Origin of the sequence: Rhizobium lusitanum (genome assembly GCF_014189535.1) — a bacterium.
Classification (GTDB): Bacteria; Pseudomonadota; Alphaproteobacteria; order Rhizobiales; family Rhizobiaceae; genus Rhizobium; species Rhizobium lusitanum_C.
This window is the reverse complement of the sequence record NZ_CP050308.1, coordinates 3,151,901-3,176,824: the sequence shown is the minus strand read 5'-3', so window position 1 is coordinate 3,176,824 and position 24,924 is coordinate 3,151,901. Positions and strand designations below refer to the sequence as shown.

24 protein-coding genes and 1 pseudogene are annotated in these 24,924 nt (G+C 60.1%); 2 read left to right on the top strand and 23 right to left on the bottom strand.

Annotated elements, in window-relative coordinates; genetic code table 11:
• Positions 1 to 85 precede the first annotated feature (85 nt).
• The 22 genes and pseudogenes from HB780_RS29055 to HB780_RS28950 all read right to left on the bottom strand — a co-directional run bounded on the left by HB780_RS29055 (position 86) and on the right by HB780_RS28950 (position 20,802).
• Positions 86 to 928: a WecB/TagA/CpsF family glycosyltransferase gene (locus HB780_RS29055; RefSeq protein WP_183691401.1), complete on the bottom strand. Its 843-nt coding sequence runs from the start codon at positions 926 to 928 to the stop codon at positions 86 to 88.
• Between the two features lie 257 nt (positions 929 to 1,185).
• Positions 1,186 to 1,722 carry a hypothetical protein gene (locus HB780_RS29050; protein ID WP_183691399.1) on the bottom strand — a complete coding sequence of 179 codons (537 nt, stop codon included), beginning with the start codon at positions 1,720 to 1,722 and terminating at the stop codon, positions 1,186 to 1,188.
• Positions 1,719 to 2,087, bottom strand: coding sequence for a hypothetical protein (locus HB780_RS29045; protein ID WP_183691397.1), 369 nt, complete (start codon positions 2,085 to 2,087; stop codon positions 1,719 to 1,721). Before HB780_RS29045 ends, HB780_RS29050 begins: the two co-directional genes overlap by 4 nt.
• A gap of 13 nt (positions 2,088 to 2,100) precedes the next feature.
• Positions 2,101 to 2,697, bottom strand: a complete 597-nt coding sequence (locus HB780_RS29040; protein ID WP_183691394.1) for a rod-binding protein — start codon at positions 2,695 to 2,697, stop codon at positions 2,101 to 2,103.
• A gap of 131 nt (positions 2,698 to 2,828) precedes the next feature.
• Complete coding sequence (locus HB780_RS29035; protein WP_183691392.1) at positions 2,829 to 3,248, bottom strand: hypothetical protein; 420 nt, start codon at positions 3,246 to 3,248, stop codon at positions 2,829 to 2,831.
• A gap of 5 nt (positions 3,249 to 3,253) precedes the next feature.
• Positions 3,254 to 4,006 (bottom strand): flagellar biosynthetic protein FliR, encoded by a 753-nt coding sequence (gene fliR, locus HB780_RS29030; protein WP_183691390.1) that lies wholly within the window; start codon positions 4,004 to 4,006, stop codon positions 3,254 to 3,256.
• Positions 4,003 to 6,090 carry a flagellar biosynthesis protein FlhA gene (gene flhA / locus HB780_RS29025; RefSeq protein ID WP_183691388.1) on the bottom strand — a complete coding sequence of 696 codons (2,088 nt, stop codon included), beginning with the start codon at positions 6,088 to 6,090 and terminating at the stop codon, positions 4,003 to 4,005. Before flhA ends, fliR begins: the two co-directional genes overlap by 4 nt.
• A 149-nt stretch (positions 6,091 to 6,239) precedes the next feature.
• The gene (gene fliQ / locus HB780_RS29020) at positions 6,240 to 6,506 is read right to left on the bottom strand and encodes a flagellar biosynthesis protein FliQ (RefSeq protein ID WP_007700174.1); all 267 of its coding nucleotides are present in this window, start codon (positions 6,504 to 6,506) and stop codon (positions 6,240 to 6,242) included.
• A gap of 31 nt (positions 6,507 to 6,537) precedes the next feature.
• Positions 6,538 to 7,023 (bottom strand): flagellar hook assembly protein FlgD, encoded by a 486-nt coding sequence (flgD, locus tag HB780_RS29015; RefSeq protein WP_183691386.1) that lies wholly within the window; start codon positions 7,021 to 7,023, stop codon positions 6,538 to 6,540.
• Complete coding sequence (flbT, locus tag HB780_RS29010; RefSeq protein WP_183691384.1) at positions 7,014 to 7,463, bottom strand: flagellar biosynthesis repressor FlbT; 450 nt, start codon at positions 7,461 to 7,463, stop codon at positions 7,014 to 7,016. The genes flgD and flbT overlap by 10 nt, the downstream gene beginning before the upstream one ends.
• Entirely contained in the window at positions 7,460 to 7,807 is a 348-nt protein-coding gene (gene flaF, locus HB780_RS29005) for a flagellar biosynthesis regulator FlaF (protein WP_007700180.1), read from the bottom strand. Before flaF ends, flbT begins: the two co-directional genes overlap by 4 nt.
• A 37-nt stretch (positions 7,808 to 7,844) precedes the next feature.
• A complete protein-coding gene (locus HB780_RS29000; protein WP_183691382.1) occupies positions 7,845 to 8,882 on the bottom strand; it encodes a flagellar hook-associated family protein in 1,038 nt (345 codons plus the stop codon).
• A 3-nt stretch (positions 8,883 to 8,885) separates the two neighbouring features.
• Positions 8,886 to 10,361, bottom strand: coding sequence for a flagellar hook-associated protein FlgK (flgK, locus tag HB780_RS28995; RefSeq protein ID WP_183691380.1), 1,476 nt, complete (start codon positions 10,359 to 10,361; stop codon positions 8,886 to 8,888).
• A 24-nt stretch (positions 10,362 to 10,385) separates the two neighbouring features.
• Positions 10,386 to 11,660: a flagellar hook protein FlgE gene (locus HB780_RS28990; protein ID WP_183691378.1), complete on the bottom strand. Its 1,275-nt coding sequence runs from the start codon at positions 11,658 to 11,660 to the stop codon at positions 10,386 to 10,388.
• A gap of 282 nt (positions 11,661 to 11,942) precedes the next feature.
• Positions 11,943 to 12,614 carry a transcriptional activator Rem gene (rem, locus tag HB780_RS28985; RefSeq protein WP_183691376.1) on the bottom strand — a complete coding sequence of 224 codons (672 nt, stop codon included), beginning with the start codon at positions 12,612 to 12,614 and terminating at the stop codon, positions 11,943 to 11,945.
• A gap of 279 nt (positions 12,615 to 12,893) precedes the next feature.
• Positions 12,894 to 13,520, bottom strand: coding sequence for a lytic transglycosylase domain-containing protein (locus HB780_RS28980; protein WP_435693899.1), 627 nt, complete (start codon positions 13,518 to 13,520; stop codon positions 12,894 to 12,896).
• Positions 13,429 to 15,075 carry a flagellar hook-length control protein FliK gene (locus tag HB780_RS28975; RefSeq protein ID WP_183691373.1) on the bottom strand — a complete coding sequence of 549 codons (1,647 nt, stop codon included), beginning with the start codon at positions 15,073 to 15,075 and terminating at the stop codon, positions 13,429 to 13,431. Before HB780_RS28975 ends, HB780_RS28980 begins: the two co-directional genes overlap by 92 nt.
• A 6-nt stretch (positions 15,076 to 15,081) precedes the next feature.
• Positions 15,082 to 16,383, bottom strand: a pseudogene (gene motC / locus HB780_RS28970) (chemotaxis protein MotC).
• A gap of 3 nt (positions 16,384 to 16,386) precedes the next feature.
• Complete coding sequence (locus HB780_RS28965; RefSeq protein ID WP_183691371.1) at positions 16,387 to 17,763, bottom strand: MotB family protein; 1,377 nt, start codon at positions 17,761 to 17,763, stop codon at positions 16,387 to 16,389.
• Positions 17,760 to 18,392, bottom strand: coding sequence for a hypothetical protein (locus tag HB780_RS28960; RefSeq protein ID WP_183691369.1), 633 nt, complete (start codon positions 18,390 to 18,392; stop codon positions 17,760 to 17,762). Before HB780_RS28960 ends, HB780_RS28965 begins: the two co-directional genes overlap by 4 nt.
• A gap of 251 nt (positions 18,393 to 18,643) precedes the next feature.
• The gene (locus HB780_RS28955; RefSeq protein WP_183691368.1) at positions 18,644 to 19,621 is read right to left on the bottom strand and encodes a flagellin N-terminal helical domain-containing protein; all 978 of its coding nucleotides are present in this window, start codon (positions 19,619 to 19,621) and stop codon (positions 18,644 to 18,646) included.
• A 260-nt stretch (positions 19,622 to 19,881) separates the two neighbouring features.
• Positions 19,882 to 20,802, bottom strand: coding sequence for a flagellin N-terminal helical domain-containing protein (locus HB780_RS28950; protein ID WP_183691366.1), 921 nt, complete (start codon positions 20,800 to 20,802; stop codon positions 19,882 to 19,884).
• 321 nt (positions 20,803 to 21,123) lie between these two features.
• On the opposite strand from HB780_RS28950, the gene HB780_RS28945 reads away from it, so the two are divergent.
• Together HB780_RS28945 and HB780_RS28940 are read left to right on the top strand one after the other, a co-directional pair.
• Complete coding sequence (locus HB780_RS28945) at positions 21,124 to 22,611, top strand: pyridoxal phosphate-dependent decarboxylase family protein (protein ID WP_183691364.1); 1,488 nt, start codon at positions 21,124 to 21,126, stop codon at positions 22,609 to 22,611.
• The gene (locus HB780_RS28940; RefSeq protein ID WP_183691362.1) at positions 22,605 to 23,849 is read left to right on the top strand and encodes an ATP-grasp domain-containing protein; all 1,245 of its coding nucleotides are present in this window, start codon (positions 22,605 to 22,607) and stop codon (positions 23,847 to 23,849) included. Before HB780_RS28945 ends, HB780_RS28940 begins: the two co-directional genes overlap by 7 nt.
• Before the next feature lie 94 nt (positions 23,850 to 23,943).
• Here HB780_RS28940 and HB780_RS28935 read toward each other — a convergent pair whose 3' ends face one another.
• Positions 23,944 to 24,849, bottom strand: coding sequence for a flagellin N-terminal helical domain-containing protein (locus tag HB780_RS28935; RefSeq protein ID WP_183691361.1), 906 nt, complete (start codon positions 24,847 to 24,849; stop codon positions 23,944 to 23,946).
• Positions 24,850 to 24,924: the final 75 nt, after the last annotated feature.

Sequence of the window (24,924 nt, the reverse complement as noted above, 5' to 3'; positions counted from 1 at the left end):
CGCACGGTCAGTGACCGATGCAGATGGTTAACCCATTCTAAATTTTCATAGCGAAGAAAAGGTTAACGCCCGCCACGACAGCGGGTCAACCAGCCAGCCTGTCGCGCGACGGAAGCTGCGGCAGGGGCGCGGACTGCGGCTCACCGGTACGCAGGATGCGCTGCTTGCGGCCGAACTGGTGCCGGACAACCTGATAAAGGAAGAGGGGCACACCGAGCATATAGCGCCGCCACAGCCGGCCCGGCTCCTGTGCCAGACGATAGGCCCATTCGAAGCGCGTCGCACGCACGAGAGCAGGTGCGCGCGGCACGGTGCCGGAGACGAAATCGAACAGGGCGCCGACCGTCATCACCAACCGCGCATGTTGCGGCTTGATGTGTTCGGCAACCCATTTTTCCTGTAGCGGCGTTCCCATGCCGACGATCAGCACGTCGATATCTAGGCGGCCGATCTCCGCCGTCACCAGATCGCTTCTCGCCTCGCCGAAAAAGCCGTCGGCGATGACCATGAATTCATGCCAGGGCGCATGCTTGCGGAAATTTTCCGCGGCCTTCTCGATGACATCCCGACGGCCACCGACGAGGCCGATGCGCTTCGGCCGTTCCATGAAGGTCAACAGCGCCGGCACAAAATCGGTGCCGTTCAGATTGGCGGGAAAACGATCGCCATGGGCGATCCGCGAGGCGATATCCAGGCCGACGCCATCGGGCAGAACGAGGTTTTGTGCCAGGACATCACGATAGTCGTCGTCACGCAGCATCATCAGCATATTGTGAGCATTGACGAAGGAAATGACGGTCTGGCCAGTAGGATGGGAGGCGAGCTCGTTGATGAAGGCCAACGTCTCTTCCCAACCGAGATCGCAGACCGGCAGGTCGAAAATCATTCGACGCGAGGCGTGCACGGCAAAATTTGCGACCAGATTCACCCAGGACCTCCTGCCTCGAACGCTGGATGGACCCGGCGCCGGCAAAATTTGCGACGCAGATCTCACCCACCTGCCGGTTCGAAGACATCGGAAACGTCGCTGGGGAGAGCTTATAACAAGGCCGCCCCAAGCTTCCGTTAGAAAAATCGATTGCAATTGCGGAGGAAAAGCAGGGGTTCGTTAATTCTGTTTCGGCCTATCGGCGAACACGGCCGTCCCTTGATCGGCGCGGCCGGATCCATCGGCGCGAACAAAACTTAATGCGCCGGCTTCGGCGATGCGGCCGATGGTGAATCGCTCTGGACGATCTTCACGGGCTTGGCTGTTCTCTTGCCGGAACCCTCACCGCTGCCGATCTCGTTCTTGGAGAGATAATCGAGCTGTTCGACCAGCACATCGCCGACATAATCGCCACCGAGCCGCTCGTTCATGTTCTTTTTGATCTCGTCGCGAAAGGCGGCGACATTGAAGGTCTCGACATGGGCGATGTCGATCGCCTTGTTGCCCACCAGCAACGAGTAGAGCTCGTCGGTCGTCAGGGCCGCCAGCGGCGGCTGCAGCGCGCTCGCCTTACCCTTGTCCATCATGAAGGAGATGCGGGTGAGGAAATAGCCGGTCACCTGGCCGTTGGCGATGACGGGCACGTTGATCGCCTCGCCCTTGACGAATTCCTGCTGCGCCTTCTTGGCGTCGTCAGGACTGGTCGCGGGCGCCGTCGCCGTCTGCACCGAGAAATAGACCGAAGCCAATGTCACGACGCAGACCCACAGGCCGGTGAGGACGAGCTTGATCATCCGGCCTCGCGGACACGAAATTGCTCCTGCGAATAGGTGCCGTCCGCATCGGCGTTCTGCACCGCATTCTTCAGGATATCGGCAACGGCGCGCACGGCCTCGAGATGGGCTTCAACGCGGCGCGCGTTCAAGGTCAGCTTCTTCTTCAACCCATGCAGCTGCTCGATATGGGTGACGGCAAGCTCCGCCGGATTGGTGTCGCGAAACAGCATCGTCAGTTCGTAAAGGCAGCGGCTCTTGTGAGCGTTCGAGACCTTGAGATCGAATTCGGCGTCGCTGCCGATCCGGTTGTTCTCATTGTCGATGATCATTTCCAGGCGGCCGAGGACCGACTTGATCCGGTAGTCGTTCGAAATTACTTCCATGTCTTCCCCCAACTCATGCTTTCTTGGATGTCAACGCGTCTTGATTGGTGACCGTGGTATCGCCGTCACCGTTGGTTTCGGACGCGGCGAGCGTCTTGCGCTGAAAATCGGCAACGGCGCTCAGCGCCATCTTCTTGTCATTCTCGTTGGTCGCCGAGTTGATGGCGCCGGTGTTGCGCATCTTGGAGACCTCATCCTGATACATTTTCTCGGCGATGCCGACGCCGCCGTTCTTGGCGAGCGTATTGCCCATCTGCTCGGCCATCATGCCCTTCCAGATTTCGCCGGCGGAACCCTTGCCGTAGAGCGTTTCGCTGTTCGGCAGCATGTTCTTCACGAAGTTCTGCAACACCATGGCCTCGAACTTGCGATAGACCTGAGGCACTTTCGTCACCCCGCCATGGGTATTGGCATTGGCGAGGCCGGCCTGCGTCGCGGCGCTGTTGAGCGCGTCCACGGTCGAGCCGAAGCCGTTGCCGTTTTCCGCCAGGCTGGTGGCGGCGAAGGCAGCCTTGTTGGCCGCAAGCTTCTCCTGAGCCGCCTGAACGTCGGTCGGACTGGCGGCCTGGACGACATCCAGCACCAAATCACTCGGAGGCGAAATAGCCACGTCACGTTTCCTTTCACTGTCGCATGATCCCTGGACGCGCGAAGCAGCCTTCAAGCGGGGTCACGCCGAATCGAACGGTTGGAGGAGCCTGGCGATTCGACGACGCGCCATTTCCTCCAAAATCCTGATGATTATGGTTTTTGAACCTTGCTGGAGGCTGGCGTGATATCCGCGAAGCGCTGATCGATGATGTCGTAGACGGCATTGTCGTCCGTCTCGCGCGTTTCCAGTTCGCGGGCGTCCTTCATATGCTCCTCCAGCCGCTCCGCCTTGGTGCGCTCCTGCAGGACCTTCATTTCGATCAACTCCTGGATGCCCTCAAGCTGCTGGTCCCTGTGCGTCAGGCGACCATAACGCTGGGCATATTGCATCGAAAATATCGCGTGGACCGGGTCGGCCGAGCTGATCGCACCGATCACCCTTTCCATCGCATCGCTGACCTCGGCGCGCTGGCGGGTGGTGTCGGCGAGTTCGTTTTCGGCGATCCGCTCCAGATGGCGCTGCACAGCGACGAGGCGCTTCAGTTTTTCGGATCGGCTCTTCTCCGCCATGGTCGCTAATGCCCGTTGAAGACGCTGAGGAAAGCGCCTGAGAACTGGCTGATTATCGCCGCTATACTGAGATAGAGCATGAACAGCCCTCCCATCAGCAGATAGGGCGTAGAGATGAAGTAGATCGGGATCTGCGGCGCGAGCTTGTTGATGAAGCCAATCGATATCTGGAACATCAGGCCATAGAGCAGGAACGGGCTCGCCAGCCGCAGCATGATGAAGGTGGTGGTCGAGAGCGTGTCCGTTACCGAAATCAGCGAGGCGCGCACATCGACATGGCCGCCGAAGGGAATGACTGAATAGGACTCGACCAGCGCCTGCAGCACATAATGATGGAAATCCAGGACGAACAATATCATCAACCCGCAGAAGCTGATCAGGCTGGTGAGCGACGTTTCGTTCGAATCCTCGATGACGTCCATGCCCCCCGGCGCGTTGAAGCCGATCAGCATCGAGATGATCGTGCCGGCGAATTGCAGCCCCAGCGTATAGAGCCGCGCCATCATGCCGTACATCAGGCCGATCACCGTCTCGGTGAAGATCAGGCTGATATAGGTGGCGCTGCTCTTGGATACCTCAGGATAGATCGTGTTCCAGAGCAGCGGCAGGATCGCCATCGACAGTGCCGCCGAAAGCAACAGCCGGATCTGCGGCGGCACGCGGCCAGACGAGAACCCCGGAAGCACCATCATGCAGCCGCCTATGCGGCAGAAGGCGAGAAACAACGCCAGAATGGTGCCCTGGGGGTCGGATATCATGAAATGGAACCTAGAATCTTGATCTCGATCCCCTTGGCCAATTCCACATGCGACAGAACCGGAAGGGTCGCGAACAGGCGTTCGATGATCATGCGCACATAGGAGCGTGTTTCCGGCGACGTGACAAGGACGAAGGGCATGCCGCGGTCCATGTATTCACGGATAACTTTGCCCGCCTGCTCGCTGAATTCCTCCAGGCTGCGCGGATCGATGTCGAACTCGACGATCTCGCCCTTCTGGTCGCGCTTCAGTGCCTGATGGAAGATCAGGTCCCATTTGCTGCCGAGGCGCAGCACGCGCAGCACGCCGTTGTCCGCCAGGTCGCCGCAGAGCTGCTGCGACATGCGTATGCGTACATGCTCGACAATCTGCTCGGTCTTGCGCACATGCGGCGCAAGCTCGGCCACGGCTTCCAGGATGAGATGCAGGTTGCGGATCGAGACCCGCTCGGCGAGCAAGAGCTTGAGCACCGCCTGCAGGCCGGAATAGGACATGTGCGACGAGCAGATCTCGTCGGCGAGCTTCTTGTATTCCGGGTCGAGGCGATCGATCAGGATCTTCACGTCCTTGTAGGAGAGAAGTGCGGGCAGGTTGTTGCGGATGACCTCGCTCATATGGGTCAGCACGACGGAGACATTGTCGATCGGCTGGAATCCCTCGCGCTTCAGATCGTCGGTGAAGGCTTCGAGAACGGAGACAGCAGGCATGCCGAAGGCGGGCTCGCGGATCTCATCGCCGGGAACGGTCGGCTTGCGGCCCGAACCGGTGACGACAAGCACTTCGCCGACGCGCAGAGTGTTGGAAGCGATCGTCGTGCCATGGATGCGGATCTGGTAGGATTTATCGGCAATGGCGATGTCGTCCGTCACCTTGATTTCCGGCACGACGAAACCGTATTGCGTCGCAAATTTCTTGCGCATCTTGCCGACGCGGAAAGCCAGTTCCTGGTGCGCGCCGAGCAGACGGGTGGAGACGATCTTGCCGAGCGCCAGTTCGATTTCCGAGGTCTTCAGAACCGACTTGACCGAGTCCTTCTCCATCTCCTTCGTCTGCATCACCTTCTTTTCTTCCGCGTCACGGAGAAGCTTGTTTTCAGCCGCAACCTGCCGTGGAATGGCCCATGCGCCGGCCGCCAGCAGGCAGCAAAGAGCCATGAAGGGGAAAAACGGCATGCCCGGCATGACGGCCAGGATGCCCATCAGGACCGCCGACACGGCGAGCGCGCGCGGATAGCCGCTCAGCTGATCGAGGACTGCCTGATCGGTGGAACCGGAGGTGCCGCCGCGCGAGACGAGGAGGCCTGCGGCGAGCGAGACGATCAGCGCAGGCATCTGCGACACCAGACCATCGCCGACGGAGAGCTTGACGAAGACATCCGCCGCCTGGCCGATCTGCATGCCGTGGCGGAAATAACCGATGATGATGCCGCCGAAAATGTTGATGCAGGTGATGAGCAGGCCGGCGACAGCATCACCACGCACGAATTTCGAGGCACCGTCCATGGCGCCGAAGAAGGAGCTTTCCTCCTCCAGCTCCTTGCGCCGCCGCTGCGCCTCCTTCTCGTCGATCAGGCCGGCCGACAGATCGGCATCGATCGCCATCTGCTTGCCGGGAATGGCATCCAGGGTGAAGCGCGCGCCGACTTCGGCGATACGCGTCGCGCCCTTGGTGATGACGATGAAATTGATGGTGATCAGGATCAGGAAGACGATCAGACCAATGACGAAATCGCCGGACATGACCAGGCTGGCGAAGCCCGCAATGACCCCGCCCGCCGCATCGTGACCTTCATAGCCATGCGAAAGGATGACGCGCGTCGTCGCGATGTTCAGCGACAGACGGATCATGGTGGCGATCAGCAGGATGGTCGGGAAGGACGAGAATTCCAGCGGTTTCTTGATCCACAGCGCCACCATCAGGATCAGCACCGAGAGCGCGATCGAAAAAGCCAGGCCTATGTCGATGAGGAACGGCGGGATCGGCAGGAACAGCACGCACAGGATGCCCATGATACCGAGGGCAAACCCGATATCACGGACGCTGGGATTCACTTTGGGAAGCGCTAATGCGGGTGGTTGTGCCATCGACCGGTTCCGTCTCTTCATGAGAGGAGGCAAACGGCTGAACCGTCTGCCCTATTCGAACCGATCAGTAGAAGGCGAAGCTTGCGCGAGAATGGCCTTTGTCCACGCCAGCTGGAATCCGGAAGCCGTTTCAGACTTTCGGATCGGCCCTAAAATCCCGACTGGATGCGGGAGAAGACCAGATTGGTGAAGATCGAGATCTGCGAGCCGACGAAAGGCGCGCTAATCCCGACCGTCACCATCACGGCGACGATCTTCGGCACGAAGGTCAACGTGGCCTCCTGCACCTGGGTCAGCGCCTGGATCAGGGCGATCACCAGGCCGACGACCATGGCGGCGAGAACGGCCGGGCCGGAGGCGACAAGCACCGTCCAGATGGCTGCCTGGAAGATATCCAATGCATCGGCTTCGTTCATGGCCTCGTTGTCCTTTAGTTCAGCCAGCTCCTCATGAGCTGGTGTCCGACGAATCACTGGTGGTAGTATCGCTTGTCGTCGTCGGCGCGACAATCGTCGTTCCGGCCGGTGCGACGGTAACGCCAGACTGCAATAGAACCTTGTCGCCGGCTTCGGTTTGCGCGATGATACCGTCTGAATAGACGGTTACCTCCTTGATGGTGCCGGTGACCGTACCGTCGGCACTCATGATCTCCTTGCCGATATAGTCCGACGCCTGCGAAATCCACTGGTTCTGCAACACTGTTTCCAGGTGCGAATTCGTCTGGATCTGCTGCTCGACCTGCGAGAAGCTGGCGAGCTGTGAAATCTGCTGGGTCGCATCCATCGGATCCGTCGGATCCTGCGTCTTCATCTGTGCGATGAGAAGCTTCAGAAAATCGTTGTAGTTCAGGCTGGCGCTCGTCGCCGCCGCCGCCGCGGTGCTTGAAGCGGTGCTGGCACTGGTGCTGCTGGTAACTCCGTCAACTAGCGCCATGGTGCGATCTCCCGACGAATATGCTCGATCGTTGCTGCCGGCATTTCCTGGTTGTTCAGGATAGTGTCCTCGATCGCATAGAGCCCGCGGATCGCCTTCAGCGCGTCGAAGGCGCGGCCGGTGGCGACGAGACCGTCGATGCGCTTCAGCTCGGCGAGCACTTCCTCGTGACGGAAGCACGAGAGCAGCATGACGACGGACTTGCGGAACATCGTCGTCGATTGTTCCTTGCCTTCCGGATTGATGAGGATCATCTGCGCGATGAAATAGAGCTGGCGCAGCGGCGTCGTCGCCTCTTCCGGCTGGAGAACATGGTTCTCGAGCAGGAAGGTCACATCATTCAGGAATTCCAGGGCAACCTTGCGGTCAACGCGCAACACGGCCCCGTTGATGAAGATCTTTTCCCCGGCTTTAAGCGATATGCGAAGCGTACTTTTCATTTAAGTCCATCCCTGATGATGGTGGTGACATCTATGATGCCTTGATAATTCTCCGACTGGCGCCTCCGGATCCTGTCGCATTCCTTCAGGATCCAAAGTGCGATGGAGATGAGATTAGCGCGCAGTTCGACGTTAAGCTGGTTGTCCGGACTTTTCAGATCCTCGATGAAGCTGACCCAGACGCGTCTTGTGTAAAACAGTGCCTCGATCGCCTCACGGCCGTATTTCTCCTTGTCACGAGCCGCGGCGAGAAGAGTAATCGACCGGTCCAGAACCTGACGTTCCCGCTCTTTGGCGTCGGCCACTGCATCCTGCATGACTTCCGCATATGAGAACTGATACATTCATGCATCCTTCTTGGTCATGCCATCCCTTTGATCATCAAAGGTAATTTACAAGACTTAGCTGCTGGATCTTCGAGACGATGGTGTAGGCGGTCTCAAGCTGCGTCTGGAGACTATTGACCTTGGTCGACGCCTCGTAAGGATCGACCCCCGTCAGATCACCGATATTGGTGTTGATAATGGTCTTCTGCGCGTTCAGCGATGTGTTGGCATCGGTCAGACGCGCCTGCGACAGGCCAAGCTGGCTTGCCTGGTTGTTAAGCCCGTCGATCGCCTGACGCGCATAGCTGGTCGCCTGATCGGTGACCGCGTTCAGTGCGTCCTGGCTCAAGCCCTGCCCCATCAACGCGTTGGCGACGGTGGAGGAAAGTGCCAGATAACGCATGCCGGTCGCATTGGCATTGGTCGAGGATTCGATGACCTCGGAATTGCTGATGCGGCTAGACATGTTCTGATCCGACGCACTCGACCAGTCCGACCAGCTGCTGTCCGAGGTGACGAGCGGCTCGGCGACGGTCGTGATGAAATCCTTCATCTGATCGCCTGTCAGGTCGCTGATTGCGACCCCTTGCGCAGTCGCATAGTCACTCAAGGCACTCTGGATAGCCGTGGTCGCCGCCGTGGAATTGTCGGTCATCGGCTGCACGTCGGTGTTGGTGCCGGCGAAGAGATATTCGCCGTTGACCATGGTGTTGGCATCGGCGACGAAGCTCGAAAGCGTCGCGGTCGCCGTCTGCTGGGTCAGCTTTATGCTGCTGCCGTCACTATTGCCACGCAGCGCCACCAGCTGGTCCATGAACTTCTGGGCCTGGGAGGACATATCGCTCAGCGCCGTCTGCGACGAGGTCATCCGCTGGTTGACGACCGAATTGCTGCTGAGGATGGAATCGATGCGCGTTACGTCCCGCGTGAGATTGACGCTGCTTGCGGTATTGCTGCCGAGCGAGACGCCGATGTCGGCATAGACGCCGGTCGTCGCTTCGGTTGAGGCATTCGTCATTTCATTCTGCGCCTGACGGATCGTCTGGCGCATCGAATTCTGAATGGCTGTGCTCGAAATGAAGGAGAGTTTCATGGCTTAGCTCGCAATATCCAGTACCGATTGAAGCATCTCGTTGACGGCATTCAATATTTTTGTTCCCGCCTTGTAGGACTGCTCGATATCCATCATCAGCGTCAGCTCCTCGTCGAGGTTGACGCCAGTCTCGTTCGAGTAGGCGGTCGAGGAGCGCGAAAGCGCCGCCGAGGTGTTTTCCGCCGCTGTCGTTGCCGTGCTGCGTTGGCCTTCAAGCCAGCCGATGGAAGAAGACGCATAATCCATGAGGCTGGCGCTGGTGTCGGAACCGGCGGTCGGATCGAAATCCATCTTTGCACTCATGCCGGTGATGTAGCTGTCAAGCAGATCGGAATAACCGCTGCCGCCCGTGGCATTGACCACATAGTCGGCACCGTTGATGCCCCCATCGCGCAGGAGCGACGGGTCGCCGGTCTGTGTCGCGGTGGTCAGCAGAGCCGGATTGACCGCAATCGAACCGGCCATGCCGGTAACGACGGCAGCAGTGTCCGGAACGGTGCCGTCGCTCCAGGTAAACAAGCCCGGCGCCTTGGTGGAGTCGGTCTGGTTGGTCTCCGCAAACGTCGTCACCAGGCCGCGCGCGATTTCATCGAGCTGCTTCTGGTAGGTCGTAGCGACGTCGTCGCGAATCTGCAATCCCGCCTGGAGGCTGCCCTGCGCCGTTGTGCTCGCACCCTGCCCCGCCGACAGCGCCACACCGTCTATATAGACGTTGTTGCCGGTTGTGCCGGCCGTATAGGACGTCGTCGGGGTGAAGGTCACCGAGCGCGGGATCGTCTCGAACAACGTCGCACCGCCGGCGGTGTAAAGCGCCATGTCGTTGTTGTCTCGGGTCACCGTCGTGACGCCGACGATCTGCGAAATCTGCTTCAGGATCGAATCGCGCTGGTCGAGAGCATCGGGAAGCGCCGTGGATGTGGAACTGGGCGTCGCGGTCGCGCTCGTGACAGCGTCATTCGCCGTCTGGAACTGTTTCAGCAGACTGTTCAGCGTGTCGACATCCGACGCAATCTGCTTGTCCGCGCCGGCGCGGACGCTCTGAACCGCCGTGGTGGCATCGTTCAGCGAGGTCGCGAGGCTCTGTGCCGCATTGACGGCGGATTGCGCCGCCGTCGTGCTGGATGGCGAACTCGCATAGGTCTGCATCGCCGTCTGCAAATTGGACAGGTAGGTCGCCGGCGCAACCTCGTTGTCGTTGCCGCCGAGCGTTGCCGACTGGAGGCTGGTATAGGCCTTCAGGAGACTTTGCTGTGCCGCGTCGCCCGACGTGCTGGAGAGGAACGCCTTCTGCAGGGCCGGCTCGTTGGCGCGGGCGATCGTCACGACCTGCGCGCCAGACATGTCGGTCGTCAGCATCGCCTGGCGACGGGAATAATCCGTATTCCCGGCATTGGCGATATTGTTCGACACGACACTGCTTTGCGTGCCGCTATTGTTGAATATCGCTTGCGCGTTGTTGAGAGCTGTAGTGAGCGACATGACTGACCCGGTACCCTATCGTGTTTAACGCTGCAGGTTGACGAGAACGTCCAGAAGGTCGGAACCGGCCTGGAACACCTTGGAATTTGCGGTGTAGCTCTTCTGCGCAGTGATCATGTTCGTCAGCTCGGTGGCGAGGTCGACGTTGGATTCTTCCAGCGCGCCGGACTGAATGTAGCCCAAGCCTCCGCTCTGCGGCCAACCAGTGACCGTCACGCCAGACTCGCCATTGGCCGAGTAGACGTTGCCGCTTTCCAGCGTCAGGCTGTCGGGGCTTGCCACCGTGGCCAGCGGAACGCGATAGAGTTCCTTGTTGGAGCCGTCCTTGTAGATCGCGCTGACCGTGCCATCCTTGGCGATCGTCACGTTGGTCACCGGGTTCGGTGCCTGGCCATTCATCTTGCCCGTGGCGGTAAAGTCGGTCGCGACCTGGCTGAAGCCCGAGAAATCCATCGCAATGCTCTGTTGCGGCGTATCGGATCCAAACGGGACGTCGAGCGCTCCGGTGGACGTCATGGCGCCCTTCTGATCGAAAGTCAGGGTCGTGCTGCCGAGCAGACCGTCGCCACCATAGGGGAACGGCGTATCGCCCGATGCAGCGTCTGCATGATTGTAGACCGCGACTTCCCAGTTATCGTCCGAGGTTTTGGTGTAGTAGACGTCGAAGACAACCTTATTGCCCTGGTTGTCGTAGCCGGTAATCGAGCTCTTGCTGGTGTCGGTGGTCACCGGCGACTGATTATCCGAAGGCAGGAACCCGGTGCTGCTGCTTGTCACGGCAGTGGCATTGGAGTTGAGGTTACCAGACATGCTACCAGCCGACGTCGCGACGGTGTTCGTGCCGCTCGGTGTGACATTGACCGGCACCATGCCCTCAAAGCCGTTGACGACCACCGAAGGGGCGCCGGAAGCGCTGGAATAGCCCATCAGCGTGAAGCCGGCGGCATTGACGAGGTTGCCTGAAGAGTCGGCGGAGAAGTCGCCGGCACGGGTCAGAAACGTTTGTCCGGACGAGCTCTGAACGACGAAGAAGCCGTTGCCCTGAATTGCGAGGTCGGTGCTGGACGTGGTGGCGGTGACGTTGCCCTGCTGCGAGATCGCATAGCGAACCGTCGTCTCGACGCCACCGGAATTGTAGTTACCGCTGGAAGACGGCAGCACGAGGGACGAGAAGCTCGTCGACGCTTGCTTGTAGCCAGTCGTGCTGGAGTTGGCGATATTGTCAGAAACGGTCCCCAGACGGTTCGCCTGGGCATTCATCCCTGAGATCGCGGTTTTCATGCTGCCGAAAATGCTCATCTGGAATCCTCGTTATTCCTTATAGGGCTGAGAGTAGGGACCGGGCCTTGCGTGAAGCTGTCTGAAAAGAGGAAAAGCCAATCGTCGTGAAACAGCGTCTAAAATTTCGCCGTACGCGTCGCCGGAATGCTTGAAGAGTGCGGCAATGGTAAGCATTAACGCACATTCTGGCGGACGCGTTATGAGCGAAGCTCGAGGGCGTGAAAAAGCCCGAGAATCGGGAGATCCTCGGGCTCGTTAATTCGTTTCAAGGCGCCATCGCGCCAAGTCTCGGTGGACGCATCAAGTCCAATCGATGCAGTAGCCGAGGAAGCGCTTGGAATCGACCGGATCGAAACCGAGCCTCTTGCGCAGCTTCTTGCGCAGCTTGGAGATGTGGCTTTCGACGACGTTCTCTTCGACCTCTTCGTCGAAGATGCCGTAGATCGCATTGAAGATCTGCGTCTTGGTCACGCGCCGACCACGGTTGGAAATCAGATATTCCAGGATGCGCCGCTCGCGCCGCGGCAATGCGAAGACCTCGCCATTGACCTCCGGGTCGCGGCCATCCGAGAAGACCCTGATAGGACCGACATCGGTGTAGTTGGAGATTGCCTTCAGCCGGCGACGGATCGCAGCCGCACGGGCCAGGATCTCTCTTGGATGCACCGGCTTGCGCACGACATCGTCGACGCCGCAGTCAAAAAGTGCCAGCGTCGATTCAAGCGAGGGTTGATCGCTGACAGCGATGACCGGCGCGGCCGAACGGTCACGGATTGCCCGAGGCAAGTCGTGTACGTGCTGGCCTTGCCCGATCAGGAACGCTTCGACCGCGGCAATATCGCCATCCGCGGCCGTCACAACCCATTCGCCAAATTCCCGGGGATCAAACCCCGTCGACGGGATTCCTTCCCGCCCAAATAAAGAAGTATAGCCGTCCTTAACGAGCTCGCGCTCATCAACCACTACGATCATTCGTCCGCCTCCGAATCAGTGTGGTGTTTCGATGACCTATGGGTACGAATCGGGCGAATCACGAACAACTGTCGGAAATGAGTGACGGGAATTAATAATTGATTAAGATTTAGGGCGCGATTTGCACTAGATGTAGTGGGTAATTTCGATTTAACACCTAAAAAAATTTGTTAGTTAGTACATTATGAATATACGCTATTCATCTCATCCGGCCGCTGTCAACCATGGGAAGGCGGATAGCTGCGGCGACAGTATGGCCGGATGCAATCTATAGGTTGCTCAATCGTGACAAAAGTTTGCTGCGTTGGGTGTCCATTTTCCGTAACCGGTGGCCACCAGATTGGCGATGACGCGGCAAACATAGACCTTCTGGGCAGGGTTGTTATTCGGCCCGGCATGGTATCGTGCTACCGCCATCGTCCAGGTCTCATGCCGGTCGTGAAGGTCGCGGAGGAACTTCGCGGCGTATTCGACATTGCTATGCGGATCGAACATGGCGGCGACGGACGTGAAATTCTCTCCATGAAAATACTGATTGATCTGCATGCAGCCGATGTCGATCAGCTTTGCGCCGTTCTGTTTTGCCGCCGCGAAGGTCAGCAAGGCAGCATTTTGAGACGCCGGGAAATATGGCTTGCCTTCAATGTTGAGTGCGTAAGGATAGAGTGATCCCTTGCGCCCCGTCTCCGTCAGGCCGACCGAATAGAGGATCCCTTCCGGTATCCCATACTTTGCCGCCGCCGACTGGATCTCGCGTTCGCAGAGGCCGGCCGCGCCGTTGTCTGGGGATGCCACACTCCCAGACGCAAGGACATCAAAGGTAGACGTCGCCAGAGCGCAGACGCTGAGCGTAGCCAGCAGTACCGTCTTCCACGCTACGTTCACCCGAGCTGCGATTGCCGTCATTGCCATTTGCCTGCTGCCCCGAGTAATTCTGTCCCTTCGGCCGTGCGTCTCCACCCTGCCCCTGATTCATCAGGGACTGCTGTTGGGGCTGCCCCTGGGAGCCGGATTGCCTGCTGCCATCCGACGACTGGTCGCTGCTCGCGGCCATGCTGACAGTGATGCTGTCCACCTGATAGCCTTGGGCGCGCAAAGCATCGACCATGTGGCTCTGATCGGCGTGGAGTTGCCGATAGGCCTCGCCGGTCTGCACCTTCAGATCGACGCTCAACTGATCGCCCGAAAGCCGCATGGTCGCGGTGACTTGGCCAAGATTGTTGGGATTCAGCTGAATCTTCAGTGTGTTGACAACCTTGCCGGTGCTCGACAAGCTCGCCGCATTGGCGAGCGCCGAACCTGGCTGCATCGCCCCTGACCAATCCTTGTTTCCGCTAAGGACGGAGGTAACGAGCGCCGAATTGGAATTGGCCGCAAGACCAAGATATCGGCGGGAATCGAGTACCGTAACGGTCTGCGCATTGCCGCCGCCGCCGGATACCGTGATGTCGGCCTGTGCCGTATCATCGCTGCCCTTGCTCACCGACATGTCGAGCGAGCCGCCACGCCCATCGGCACGCACCAGTCGGAAGGTCTGTGCCGCCGCCGTGTCGTCGCTGGCGCGCGGAAGGGCCGGCATGGCATCCTCCGCGTCCACCGACGCATCCTTCGTGGCAACGTTGGCGATCTTCGACAAAGATTGATCCGGCGTCACTTGCGTTTTCACGCCGGTATCGGTGAAGACAGCCGCCGCGCTCTGCGGCGCGACCGCCGTCTGCGGCGCATTCAAAAGCGACAACACGTCCGATACAGCACTGCTCGCTTGAGCACTCTGCGTCGGCAATGACTTACCATCATCCGTAACCGGCGGAGTTTTGCCGGCCTTGACGGGCGTCGTCTTGCCGTCGCCGTCACTCCGTACCGGCTGATCGCCGACGATCACATTCGCCAATTGCTGGGCGATATCACCGAGTTGATCTGGGGCCTGAGGCTGAATTTGGATCTGGGTCTGAGGCGTATCCGCTTCGCCGATCGTCGTGGTCGTGTCGGCAGCCGTGGCATCGCTCGGAACTGCCTGTTGAAGATCCATCAGCGACTTCGAGAGATTTGCCGCACCTGTCTCCTGCGGAAACTTGGAGCCAACCGGCGGCTTGGCGCCCTTGGTCAATGTTGCGGGATCGGCGAGGTTCGCTGCGGACGGATCGATCATCCCGGCTCCGGCATCAAGGATATCACCCATGGCAGAGGTGATTGTCGCGAGACCACCAGCTTGGGCCTGGGGCCGAGCCGGGACCGAAACCGTCTCCCCATCCGCATTGATATCTGTCTCGATATCGGCGCCGGTGGCGCCCACATCACCGTTGGCGTTCGCGCTGGACTTGCTTCCGTTGCCGAGCGAGCTGGTCAGCGCATCCTGGAACCCCTTGCCGGCACCGTCATCCTGCTTCGCCGAACGTCCACCTTTGGCGGCAGCAATGAGATCGGCCCCGGATGAGGCACTGGAGATACCGATGTCCTGCATGATTAACTACTTTCCTGCTTTCAACAGGCCGTCGATGGCATCAAGCTTCGAGCGGCTCGTCGTGACGAACGCTTTGAACGAGGGATCGGCCTCCTGCCTTCCTTCGTCCGGGGTGTGAGCCGCATTCACCGCGGCTCCCGCCTCAACACCCGCCGTGCCAGGGGACTGGGCCCCGGGTTGGTTCGTCACAGCAGCATCGTGTTCAGTATGTTCTTGATTAGGCAGAGTAAGTGGTGAGCCTTGCTTCAGGCTTGCCGGGTCGGGCGCGCGCAGAATCTCGTCCGCCACCATCCTGGCTGCTTCACGCAAAGCGCGGTCCTGCTGGTTCAATTCACCAGCCGGCATCTGGTCCATCTTGCGGATCGCCGCTCCCATATCGGACGTCGATACCCCGGCCACGCCACCGTAAAAGCCCGCCAGCGCGCTGAACGCATCGCTGCCGTCATTGACGATGGCCTGGGCGCGGCCGGAGGCCAGTGCGGCAAGATCGGCCTTTCCGGCAATAGCGGCGCGGCGCGCCATGCGCAGATAGACTTCCCGCTGCCGGGGGGGGATCCATGAAGGACAGGATATCGATGATGTCCTGCTGCTTGACGTCCGCATCATGATCGACGACGAGCTGGACAAAGAGATCGGCGAATTGGCTGGCATAGGGCGAGTGCAGGAAGCGCCGCGTGTAGCGCGCCGCATAGCCAAGCCCCTGCGGCACCATGCCGGCATCGGCGCTCAGCGCCAGGGAGCGGCGCAGCGCCGATTCCTCGACAATGGTGCCCGGCGACGTCAGACGCGCCCAGTCGTAGAGCTTCAGGGCTTCCTTCGGATTCTTGGCAGACATGACATTGGCGGCGACCAGCGAGAGATAGGGACCGATCTTCTTGTCGCGATATTCCCTGGCGATATCGGCAAGTGTGTTGACCACGAGCAGTCCCTTGCCGTTCAGATATTTCCTGAGGACATCGGCGACACGATTGTCGAAATTGCCGTTGACGTCGCGCGACATCAGATATTCCAGCGTATCCGGATTGCCGCCGCTCATCGCATAGATCAGCGCGGCATCGACATTGCGGCTATCATCGAACACGGACTTATCTGCGTTGCGCAGGCGCTCGTCGATGGTCGACAGCATGAAACGCTGCATCTCACCGGCCGAACTATCGCCCGCCACCACGGAATCCTGGATGAATTCGAGCGAGCGCAATATCTTGTAGGGCGGCAGGCCATCCTGGTTCTCGGCGCGAAGCCCCCCGGCATGAGCATGCCGAGGGTGAACGCGAGCGCGAGGCGATGACGATGCTGAATGCGCGCCATGAACTATCCCTGTTTGCCCTGGGTTTGCTTGCCCTGGCCCGGCTTGCCGGCACCCGGCGTCGTCGGGGCCTGGCCACCTGACTGGTCCTTGGCGTCCTCGATCAGAATCTCGATGCGGCGGTTGGCGTCGTTGAAGGGATCGTTGGGCAGCTTCAGGCGGCGGTCCGCGAAGCCGGAAACCTGCTCGATCCGCTTCTCATCCAGCCCGGAACTGGTGAGCATGTAATAAGCGCTTTGGGCGCGATCGAGCGACAGGCGCCAATTGTCGTTGTGGCCGCCGACCATGTAGGGGCGGCCATCGGTATGGCCGCGGATCAGGATCACGCCCTTGCGGTCGGACAGGAGCTTGCCGATCTTTGCCATCGCCAGCACCATTTCCCGGCGCGGCACGGCCGATCCGATGTTGAACATCGGATCGTTGGACTGATCGGAAATCGTCACGAGAAGTCCGCCCTCGGCCGAGGCCACCTGAACGCCCTCGGCCAGTTGGCCGGCGACGCCGCCAATCTCAGCCTGGATCGCCTGCTGCAGTTCTTTGGCGCTCTGCTGCTGGTCCTTGATCGATGCGACATCCTTACCCGACGCGGCATCCTTGCCTTGCGTCGCCGAAGCGCTGGTTTCACCGGCACCCTGCCCACTCTGTCGCTGGTCGCTCAACGTCGGCTGGTCTTCCGGCGTCTGAGGCTTGTCGGTCGGTTGACCGGAATCGGCCGCAGTCGCCTTGGAGAGGGCGGCCACTTCACCCTTCGTCGACTGATCGGATTTGGCTGCCTGCGCTTCATTCGCCTTCTTCGAGGCGCTGGAAACCTGCACCTGCTTGGTCCAGAAATCGGGATCGAACGGATCGCGATAGGCCTGGCCGCCATCGGCGCCGGTGGCTGGACCCGACTGAGCGGCGCCGCCCTCGCCCTTGGCGCTGACATTGGCCTGCTGGCCGACCTGTTGGGCGATCTCGGCCAGGACCGAATAGGGATTTTCGAAGAAATCGGCTTCGGAATAGCTGGTCTGGTCGCCCGAGGTCGAGGTCTGATCCTCGCCGGTCTTGGCGGACTTGCCGTTGTTCGGATTGGTTTCCTCGTTCTGCGATTTCGCCTCGTTCTTTTTCCCGTCAGCCTGATCGACAGGCTTCTTCAGCCCCTTCTCGGTCGGCTTTTCGTCGGCAAGCTTGATCGGATTGAAATAGGAAGCGACCGAGGCCTTGGTCTCCTCGTTTGCGGCATTCACCAGCCACATCACAAGGAAGAAGGCCATCATCGCCGTCATGAAGTCGGCGTAGGCGATCTTCCAGGCCCCACCATGACCACCTTCATGCTCGTGGCCGCCATGGCGCTTGACGATGATGATCTCGTGCTTGCCTTGATTTTGATCACCGTCACTCATTTCAGAATCTCTCTCAGACTAGCGGCCCAGGCGGACATGCGGGTCACGAGGACGCTCTCGCCGATCGTCACCGTCAGATCGACATCGTCAGCTTCGACATGGCGCAACAAGGCGCCGTGATCGTCGAGACGGGCATGGAGGATATCGAAGAGATGACGAGGACCGCTGACGGTAATCGGGCCAACGGCGCCATCAAGAATGGAGGCTGCCACCAGCTCCGCAAGATCCGCTACAGCCTTGGCCGTCAGCGCTTCCGTCATGATCGGCGCGAGCACGGCTGCGGCTTCGATGCTGACCGTCTGTCCAAGCATGGTGGCGATCTGCGTCATATCGGCGGCGATTCTCTCCGCCGCCTGTTCCTCATATCGAGCACGGAGCGCGTCGATCTCGCCTCGGTGATCTGCGGCCATCGCCTCGAGCGCCTGCTGATGCTTCAACGACGATTCCTGCGTCGCAGCCTCATGGCCCTGCGCATAGGCGTCGCGGCGCTCGGCTTCGATATCGAGCGGCGGCTCCATTGGGCTGTCGAGAAAGGCAGGTGTCTCTTCGAAGAGCAAGTCCGGCAGAGCGGCGGACGGAGGCAATTCTGCACTGAAATCCTTGAGATAGCGGGATAGCGTTGGGCTCATGAGAACATTCCCTCGCCTTTGTCGGCAGAAGGCCGCGAGTGGATGCCTCGACAGGCCCGTTGAATTCCCATGCTCAAAACGTCGATCATCACGCTTCCGGTTTCCGTCCTGCGGCCGCACCCTCCCACCGTGACACCGAACGTCTCCGGGAAAGAATGCAACCCTGCCATTGCGAGGGACCGTAGGGGGTCAAACTTGTGCGAGGATGAATGCGGCAGGCGCGGCGACCCTGGCCGCGCCTCTCGCGGAAATCATTTTCCCTGAAGAAGAATCAGCACCTTGCTCGCCATGGTGTTGGCAATCGACAGCGACTGGATGCCCATCTGCTGCGCCGTCTGCAATGCGCTTTGGCGCGCCGACGCCTCTTCCATATTGGTATCGACAAGATCGCCGACGCTGGTCTTGATGCCATCGCTGAGCTTGGAGATGTAGTCCGACTGGTCGTCGACACGCGACTTCATCACGCCCAGCGTCGAATCAGCCGATGTCACCGACGTCAGAAGCGAATTGGTGACATTGATCATGTCGGTCAGCTCTGCATCCGTCGTGCTGTCGGAAATGGAGATTTCGGTGCCATCAGCCGGCGGCGTGCCGGAATCGGCAGCCAGGAGATAGTAGTTGCGGGCGGTGGAGGTGCCATCCGATGTGCCGAGCGTGTTGGCGTCGATATTCTTCGTCAGCAGTCCGCGGCTCGCATCGGCGGTGTCGATCATCAGGGTTTGCGAACTGTCGTAGTTGATCGACACCAGGCTGATCTGGCCGCTCGCGCCGCGCGTGAAATTGCTGATCACCGATTTCTGGGTATCGGCCTGCGTGCTGGTATTATAAAGCCAGTTCTCGCCGGAAAACGATGCGGATTGCGTCACCGATTGCAACTGATCCTTGAGTTGTTGAATATCGGTGTTGACCGCGCTCTTTTGCGTGCCGGATTCCTGTGCAGACACCAGCTTGGCGCGGATCTGGCTTACGATGCTGACAACCGTGTCCATGGCGGTCGAGGCCGTGTCGACCTTAGAGGCGCCAAGACCGAGCGCGTCGGTGATGGTGGAAAGGCTGCTCTGGTCCGACCGCATGGTTGTCGCCATCGACCAATAGGTCGGGTCGTCGCTTGCGCTTCCCACGCGAAGCCCGGATGTCACCTGCTGCTGCACGACGCCAAGATCTTGGTTGACTCCACGCAACACAGTCAGCGCTGCCGAGGTGGCGCGGTTCGTCGTCACATTGCTCATCTGAAAACCCGTAATTCCATTGGGACTGGCAAACCGGACCAAACCGGCAGCAACGATCGGCCTCATGCCCGCCAGCGGGAATGATCCCCACGCGGCCCGTCGCTCAAGCAGTGCCTTGAAACGGTTCCGACCAAATCGATCGGACACCAGGCTCTGCGTAAATATTTCAAATCAGTTGCCAGTAGGGTTAGCAAAAGCTTATGGGCGGCGGCAAGAAAGAAATGCCGCCGCCGGATCGCGACGTAAGCTTCGGTCAAGGCTTACTTAAAGAGCGCCAGAACGTTCTGTGCGCTGCTATTGGCGATCTGCAGCGACTGGATGGCCAATTGCTGCTGCGTTTGCAATGCTGTCAGTTTGCTCGATTCTTCTTCCATATTGGCATCGACAAGCTTGCCGACGCCGGAATCGATCGTATCGCTGAGCGCCGAGACGAAGCTCGTCTGCAGGTCGATGCGGGTCGACAGGGAGCCGAGCTGCGAAGCGGTGCTCGTCATGGTGTTGAGAGCCGATTGCACCAGGTTCATCGCCTGGGCGATATCGCCGCTCGTCATATCGGTGATGTCGAGGCTGAAGACGGAGTATGATGTGCCGTTGATGTCCTGCTTCGTGCCGAGGATGCCGGACGTCGTGTCGATCGTGCCGCTGGCGCCGGCACCGAACATGACGTTGCCCGCCGATCCCGTATCGAACGCGTAGCTGGTGCTGTTAACCGCGACCGAACCATCATTGTTGCGGACAAAGGACGATACGACCGACGCGGACGCGCCGTCGGCGGCGATCATCCAGTTCTGTCCGGAGAAGGATGCGGACTGCGCAATGCTCTCGAGCTGCTGCTGAAGCTGCGAGACTTCCTCCTGGACGTCGGCCTTGTCGACACTGTTTTCCGTCGCCGCGACAAGCTTGTCCTTGATCTGCTGGACGATGGTGATGGAATTGTCCATGGCCGTATAGGCGGTATCGACCTTGGCGGCGCCGAGACCCAGCGCGTCGGAGACGGCCGAGAGCGCGCTGTTGTCGGAGCGCATCGTGGTCGCGATCGACCAATAGGCGGCGTTGTCCGAGGCTTTGGCGACACGATAACCTGAGGAAACCCGGTTTTGGGTATCTTCCAGGTTGGTGCTGATCGAGCGCAGAGTCTGGAGGGCGGACATTGCCGCGTCATTGGTCAGGATGCTGGTCATCGAAGGGTGCCCCTTGTGGCTAAAATGGGAAGGGACATTCCGGTCTGCGGCCGGGAACGGCAATCAGCGTCATGCCTGTTAACCGGCTCTTAGGAGAGGTTAACCAACCGTTGCGTTAGTCGCAAATGACAGCATCAGGCTTAATAAAAAGTTAACAGCCGGCCGAAAAGTTAACAAAGCTTACCGCATATGCGCTTGCCGTCGGGAGGCCGTCCAGGGTCGGGCAAGCGGATTGCCGCCGGCGCAAGCCCTTCAGGTCAGCTTCGCGCCATCTTGGACGGCGTAAGATTACAGGCATAGTCAGTAAGGCGCGGAGTCGAAATGTTAGATTTGCAGGGCGGCGGATTGTCGGGGAATGAGCCTCGCCAACGAACCAGCCTCGACCCCGATGACTGGCAGGCCCTGCGCCGGCAAGGCCACCGGATGCTTGATGACATGCTCGACTATCTGGAAATGCTCCCTGAAAAGCCCGTCTGGCAACCGGCGCCACAGTCGGCGCGCGCACTCTTCGATGCGCCCCTGCCCATCGAGCCTACAGAACTCACCGATGTCCACGCCACATTCCGCGATAATGTCCTGCCCTATGGAAGCGGCAACATCCATTCGGGGTTCATGGGCTGGGTGCAGGGCGGCGGGACGGTTGCCGGCATGCTGGCGGAAATGCTGGCGGGGGGCCTGAACGCCAATCTCGGCGGACGCGACCACATGCCCATCGAGGTCGAGCGCCAGATCATCCGGTGGACACAGCAGATATTCTCGTTTCCGGACACCGCCGGCGGGGTGTTTTTGACCGGCGCCTCCCAGGCCAATTTTGTCGCCCTGCTGCTCGCAAAGACGAGAAAGCTCGGCACTGGCGTCCGCGCGACGGGGCTTCCCGGCGAACCGCGACTCACGGGCTACGCGTCGAGCGAAGTGCATGGCTGCGTGCCGCGCGCCTTCGAAATGTCGGGCATCGGCAGCGATCACCTCAGACGCATCCCGGTCAATGCCGCCGGTCAGATCGACATCGAAGCCCTCGAACGCACCATCATTCGCGACAAGCGGGACGGACATGCGCCCTTTTTGCTCGTCGGAACGGCGGGAACGGTGAATACCGGCGCTGTCGACGATCTTGTCGGCTTGCGGCGCATCGCCGACACCTATGATCTGCATTTCCACGTCGACGGCGCATTGGGGGCGCTGGGTATCCTCTGCGATGATCTCGCGCATCTGTTCACAGGCATCGAGTCCTGCGATTCGCTTGCATTCGATTTCCACAAATGGGGGCAGGTGCCCTACGACGCCGGCTTCCTTCTCGTGCGCGACAGCACTTGGCAGCGCCAGACATTCGCCTCGGAGGCTGCCTATCTCAGCCGCGCGGCCTCTGGCCTGGCGGGCGGCGACTGGTGGCCCTGTGACTATGGACCCGACCTGTCACGCGGTTTTCGCGCGCTCAAGACATGGTTCACCCTGAAGACCTACGGCATCAAGGCGCTGGGGGATTCTATGGCCGCCAACTGCGCCCTGGCGCGTGCTCTGGCGCATGAGGTCGAGCGGCAAGCTGCCCTACGGCTCCTCGCGCCCGTTGCCCTCAATATCGTCTGCTTCGCCTATGTGGGACCGACCGGCGATGCGTCTCCCGAGATCAACGCGCGGATCGTCGAACACCTCCACGCCGAAGGGCGCGTCGCACCATCGCTCACCCATATCAACGGACAACCGGCTATCCGCGCGGCAATCGTGAACCACCGCACGCGGCAGACGGATATCGACGCGCTGATCCAGGGCGTCTTGAAGCTCGGTTCCCGACAGGATTTATTCCCATGCTGATGACCCACGGCCTTGCTGCCGACCATGCCCCCGAGATCACCGAGACCTCCGACCGAATCATCGGGATGCAGAAGATCGTCTCGCTCATCTATGCCGCCGGCGACGTGGCGCCGCTGTGGAATGAACTGACGCAACGCATCCGCGCTGACGCCACCGATGCCGCTGCCTTGTTCGACCTGGCAACCATCCTGCAAACCATGGGCCGCGCCGATGAAGCGCGCCAGATGTTCCGGAGCGCGGTGGATGTGAGGCGGGATTTCTGCGTGGTCCATGGCAATGGACAGGGGCCGCGATTGCTGGCCTTTGTGACGCCGGGCGATTTCATGGCGAACACGCCGCTGGATTTCCTGCTGGTCGACAGCGACTGCGTTCTTTGGCTGCATTATGTGGATGCCGAGACGGCCGAGCTTGGGGATCTGCCGGCACACGATGTCGCCTTCATGGCGATTGGCGAATCCACCGAGAATGCCCCCGTGCTTGCGCGGATGCAGACGCTGCTGGCCGATTTCAACGGCCCGATCATGAACAACGATCCGGAACTTGTCAGCCGGCTGACGCGCGACGGCGTGAGCGCCATGCTGGCCGACGAGCCCTCCATTCTGTCGCCCAGCACCCATCGCGTGCCGCGCGAGGATCTTGTCGCCGTCGGCTCGGGCACGAAACAACTCTACAAATGTGCACCAGGACTTACCTTCCCGCTTGTCGTTCGGCCGATTAGCACCCATGCCGGCCATGGAATGGACCGCATTGCCGACCCTTCGGGATTGTCGGCCTGGCTCGAAACACAACAGGCTCCGGAGATCTACGTCGCGCCCTTCATCGATTTCCGCGGCGCGGACGGCTTGTACAACAAGCAGCGCATCGTGTTCATCCAGGGCAAAGCTTTCGCCAGCCACATGGCGCTGTCCGAGCATTGGATCGTGCACTATCTCAGCGCCGGCATGGCAGAGAGCCCGGCAAAGCGGGCGGTGGAGCAGGCGTGGATGGAGGATTTCGACACCGATTTCGCGATCCGCCACAAAGACAGTTTCGACGCGCTTTGCCGTCGCATAGGGCTCGATTATTTCGGCATCGACTGCGCGGAACTCCCCGACGGACGCCTGCTGGTGTTCGAACTGGACGTGGCGATGGTGGTGCACAACATGGATAGCCCCACCGTCTACCCCTACAAGCAGGTGGCCATGCGCAAGCTGTTCGACGCCTTCGTCGCCGCTCTGCGAAATACGGCCGCAGAATAAGCCTCTGCCAAAAAAAAAAAACCGCGCCTCCAGTGAAGGCGCGGTAAACTTTTGTTCGGCTGTTGCCACCGGCGCGGAGCGCCGGCTCTTCCTATTAACGGAAGAGCGACAGGATCGACTGGCTCGAAGAGTTAGCGATCGAGAGCGACTGGACGGCCAGCTGCTGCTGGGTCTGGAGAGCCGAAAGCTTGCTGGACTCTTCTTCCATGTTTGCATCGACCAGCTTGCCAACGCCCGATTCGATCGAGTCGGAGAGCGAGGAAGCAAAGGTCGTCTGCAGGTCGATACGGGTCGAAATCGAGCCAAGGCGCGAGCCCATGCTGGTCATGGAGTTCAGAGCAGTCTGAACCATGTCCAGGGCGCTGGAGATCTGGCCGCCGGTCATGCCGGTGATATCCAGGCTGAACACCGAGTAGGAACCGGTCTTGGTGCCGAGAATACCGGAAGCAGTATCGATCGTGCCGGAGTTCGAGCCGAACAGAACGTTGCCGGTTGCGGTGGCATCGAACTTGTAGGACGTGGTGCTGACCGAGACGGTGCCGTTGGTGCCGCGGATGAACGAGGAAACGACCGAAGCGGAGTCGCCGCTGGCAGCCATGACCCAGTTTTCGCCGTTGAACGAAGCGGACTGCGCAACGCTCTGCAGCTGTGCCTGGAGCTGGCCGATTTCTTCCTGAACCGAGCCCTTGTCGACCGAGCCTTCCATGGCGGTGACGAGTTTGGACTTGATCTGGCTGACGATATCGAGAGCGCTGGTGACGGCGGTGGTTGCCGTATCGACCTTGGCAGCGCCGAGGCCGAGGGCGTCGGAAACGGCGCCGATGGCGCTGTTGTCAGACTTCATCGAGGTAGAGATCGACCAATAGGCGGCGTTGTCGGAAGCCTTGGAGATACGCAGGCCGGACGAAACGGCGCTCTGCGTGTCCTGCAGGTTGCTGCTGATGCCACGCAACGTCTGGAGGGCGCCCATAGCGGCGTTGTTGGTAAGAATGCTCGTCATGATATTTTGCCCCTTTGGCAGTGGTTAAATAAGGGACATTCCGGGTCTAAAAACCGGAAACGGCATTCAGCATCA

What these genes read in the sequence shown, in the direction of transcription:
- HB780_RS29050 (WP_183691399.1), bottom strand. Translation starts at nt 1,722, where the DNA reads ATGATCAAGCTCGTCCTCACCGGCCTGTGGGTCTGCGTCGTGACATTG.
- HB780_RS29045 (WP_183691397.1), bottom strand. Translation starts at nt 2,087, where the DNA reads ATGGAAGTAATTTCGAACGACTACCGGATCAAGTCGGTCCTCGGCCGC.
- HB780_RS29035 (WP_183691392.1), bottom strand. Translation starts at nt 3,248, where the DNA reads ATGGCGGAGAAGAGCCGATCCGAAAAACTGAAGCGCCTCGTCGCTGTG.
- fliR (WP_183691390.1), bottom strand. Translation starts at nt 4,006, where the DNA reads ATGATATCCGACCCCCAGGGCACCATTCTGGCGTTGTTTCTCGCCTTC.
- flhA (WP_183691388.1), bottom strand. Translation starts at nt 6,090, where the DNA reads ATGGCACAACCACCCGCATTAGCGCTTCCCAAAGTGAATCCCAGCGTC.
- fliQ (WP_007700174.1), bottom strand. Translation starts at nt 6,506, where the DNA reads ATGAACGAAGCCGATGCATTGGATATCTTCCAGGCAGCCATCTGGACG.
- flgD (WP_183691386.1), bottom strand. Translation starts at nt 7,023, where the DNA reads ATGGCGCTAGTTGACGGAGTTACCAGCAGCACCAGTGCCAGCACCGCT.
- flbT (WP_183691384.1), bottom strand. Translation starts at nt 7,463, where the DNA reads ATGAAAAGTACGCTTCGCATATCGCTTAAAGCCGGGGAAAAGATCTTC.
- flaF (WP_007700180.1), bottom strand. Translation starts at nt 7,807, where the DNA reads ATGTATCAGTTCTCATATGCGGAAGTCATGCAGGATGCAGTGGCCGAC.
- HB780_RS29000 (WP_183691382.1), bottom strand. Translation starts at nt 8,882, where the DNA reads ATGAAACTCTCCTTCATTTCGAGCACAGCCATTCAGAATTCGATGCGC.
- flgK (WP_183691380.1), bottom strand. Translation starts at nt 10,361, where the DNA reads ATGTCGCTCACTACAGCTCTCAACAACGCGCAAGCGATATTCAACAAT.
- HB780_RS28990 (WP_183691378.1), bottom strand. Translation starts at nt 11,660, where the DNA reads ATGAGCATTTTCGGCAGCATGAAAACCGCGATCTCAGGGATGAATGCC.
- rem (WP_183691376.1), bottom strand. Translation starts at nt 12,614, where the DNA reads ATGATCGTAGTGGTTGATGAGCGCGAGCTCGTTAAGGACGGCTATACT.
- HB780_RS28980 (WP_435693899.1), bottom strand. Translation starts at nt 13,520, where the DNA reads ATGACGGCAATCGCAGCTCGGGTGAACGTAGCGTGGAAGACGGTACTG.
- HB780_RS28975 (WP_183691373.1), bottom strand. Translation starts at nt 15,075, where the DNA reads ATGCAGGACATCGGTATCTCCAGTGCCTCATCCGGGGCCGATCTCATT.
- HB780_RS28965 (WP_183691371.1), bottom strand. Translation starts at nt 17,763, where the DNA reads ATGAGTGACGGTGATCAAAATCAAGGCAAGCACGAGATCATCATCGTC.
- HB780_RS28960 (WP_183691369.1), bottom strand. Translation starts at nt 18,392, where the DNA reads ATGAGCCCAACGCTATCCCGCTATCTCAAGGATTTCAGTGCAGAATTG.
- HB780_RS28955 (WP_183691368.1), bottom strand. Translation starts at nt 19,621, where the DNA reads ATGAGCAATGTGACGACGAACCGCGCCACCTCGGCAGCGCTGACTGTG.
- HB780_RS28950 (WP_183691366.1), bottom strand. Translation starts at nt 20,802, where the DNA reads ATGACCAGCATCCTGACCAATGACGCGGCAATGTCCGCCCTCCAGACT.
- HB780_RS28945 (WP_183691364.1), top strand. Translation starts at nt 21,124, where the DNA reads ATGTTAGATTTGCAGGGCGGCGGATTGTCGGGGAATGAGCCTCGCCAA.
- HB780_RS28940 (WP_183691362.1), top strand. Translation starts at nt 22,605, where the DNA reads ATGCTGATGACCCACGGCCTTGCTGCCGACCATGCCCCCGAGATCACC.
- HB780_RS28935 (WP_183691361.1), bottom strand. Translation starts at nt 24,849, where the DNA reads ATGACGAGCATTCTTACCAACAACGCCGCTATGGGCGCCCTCCAGACG.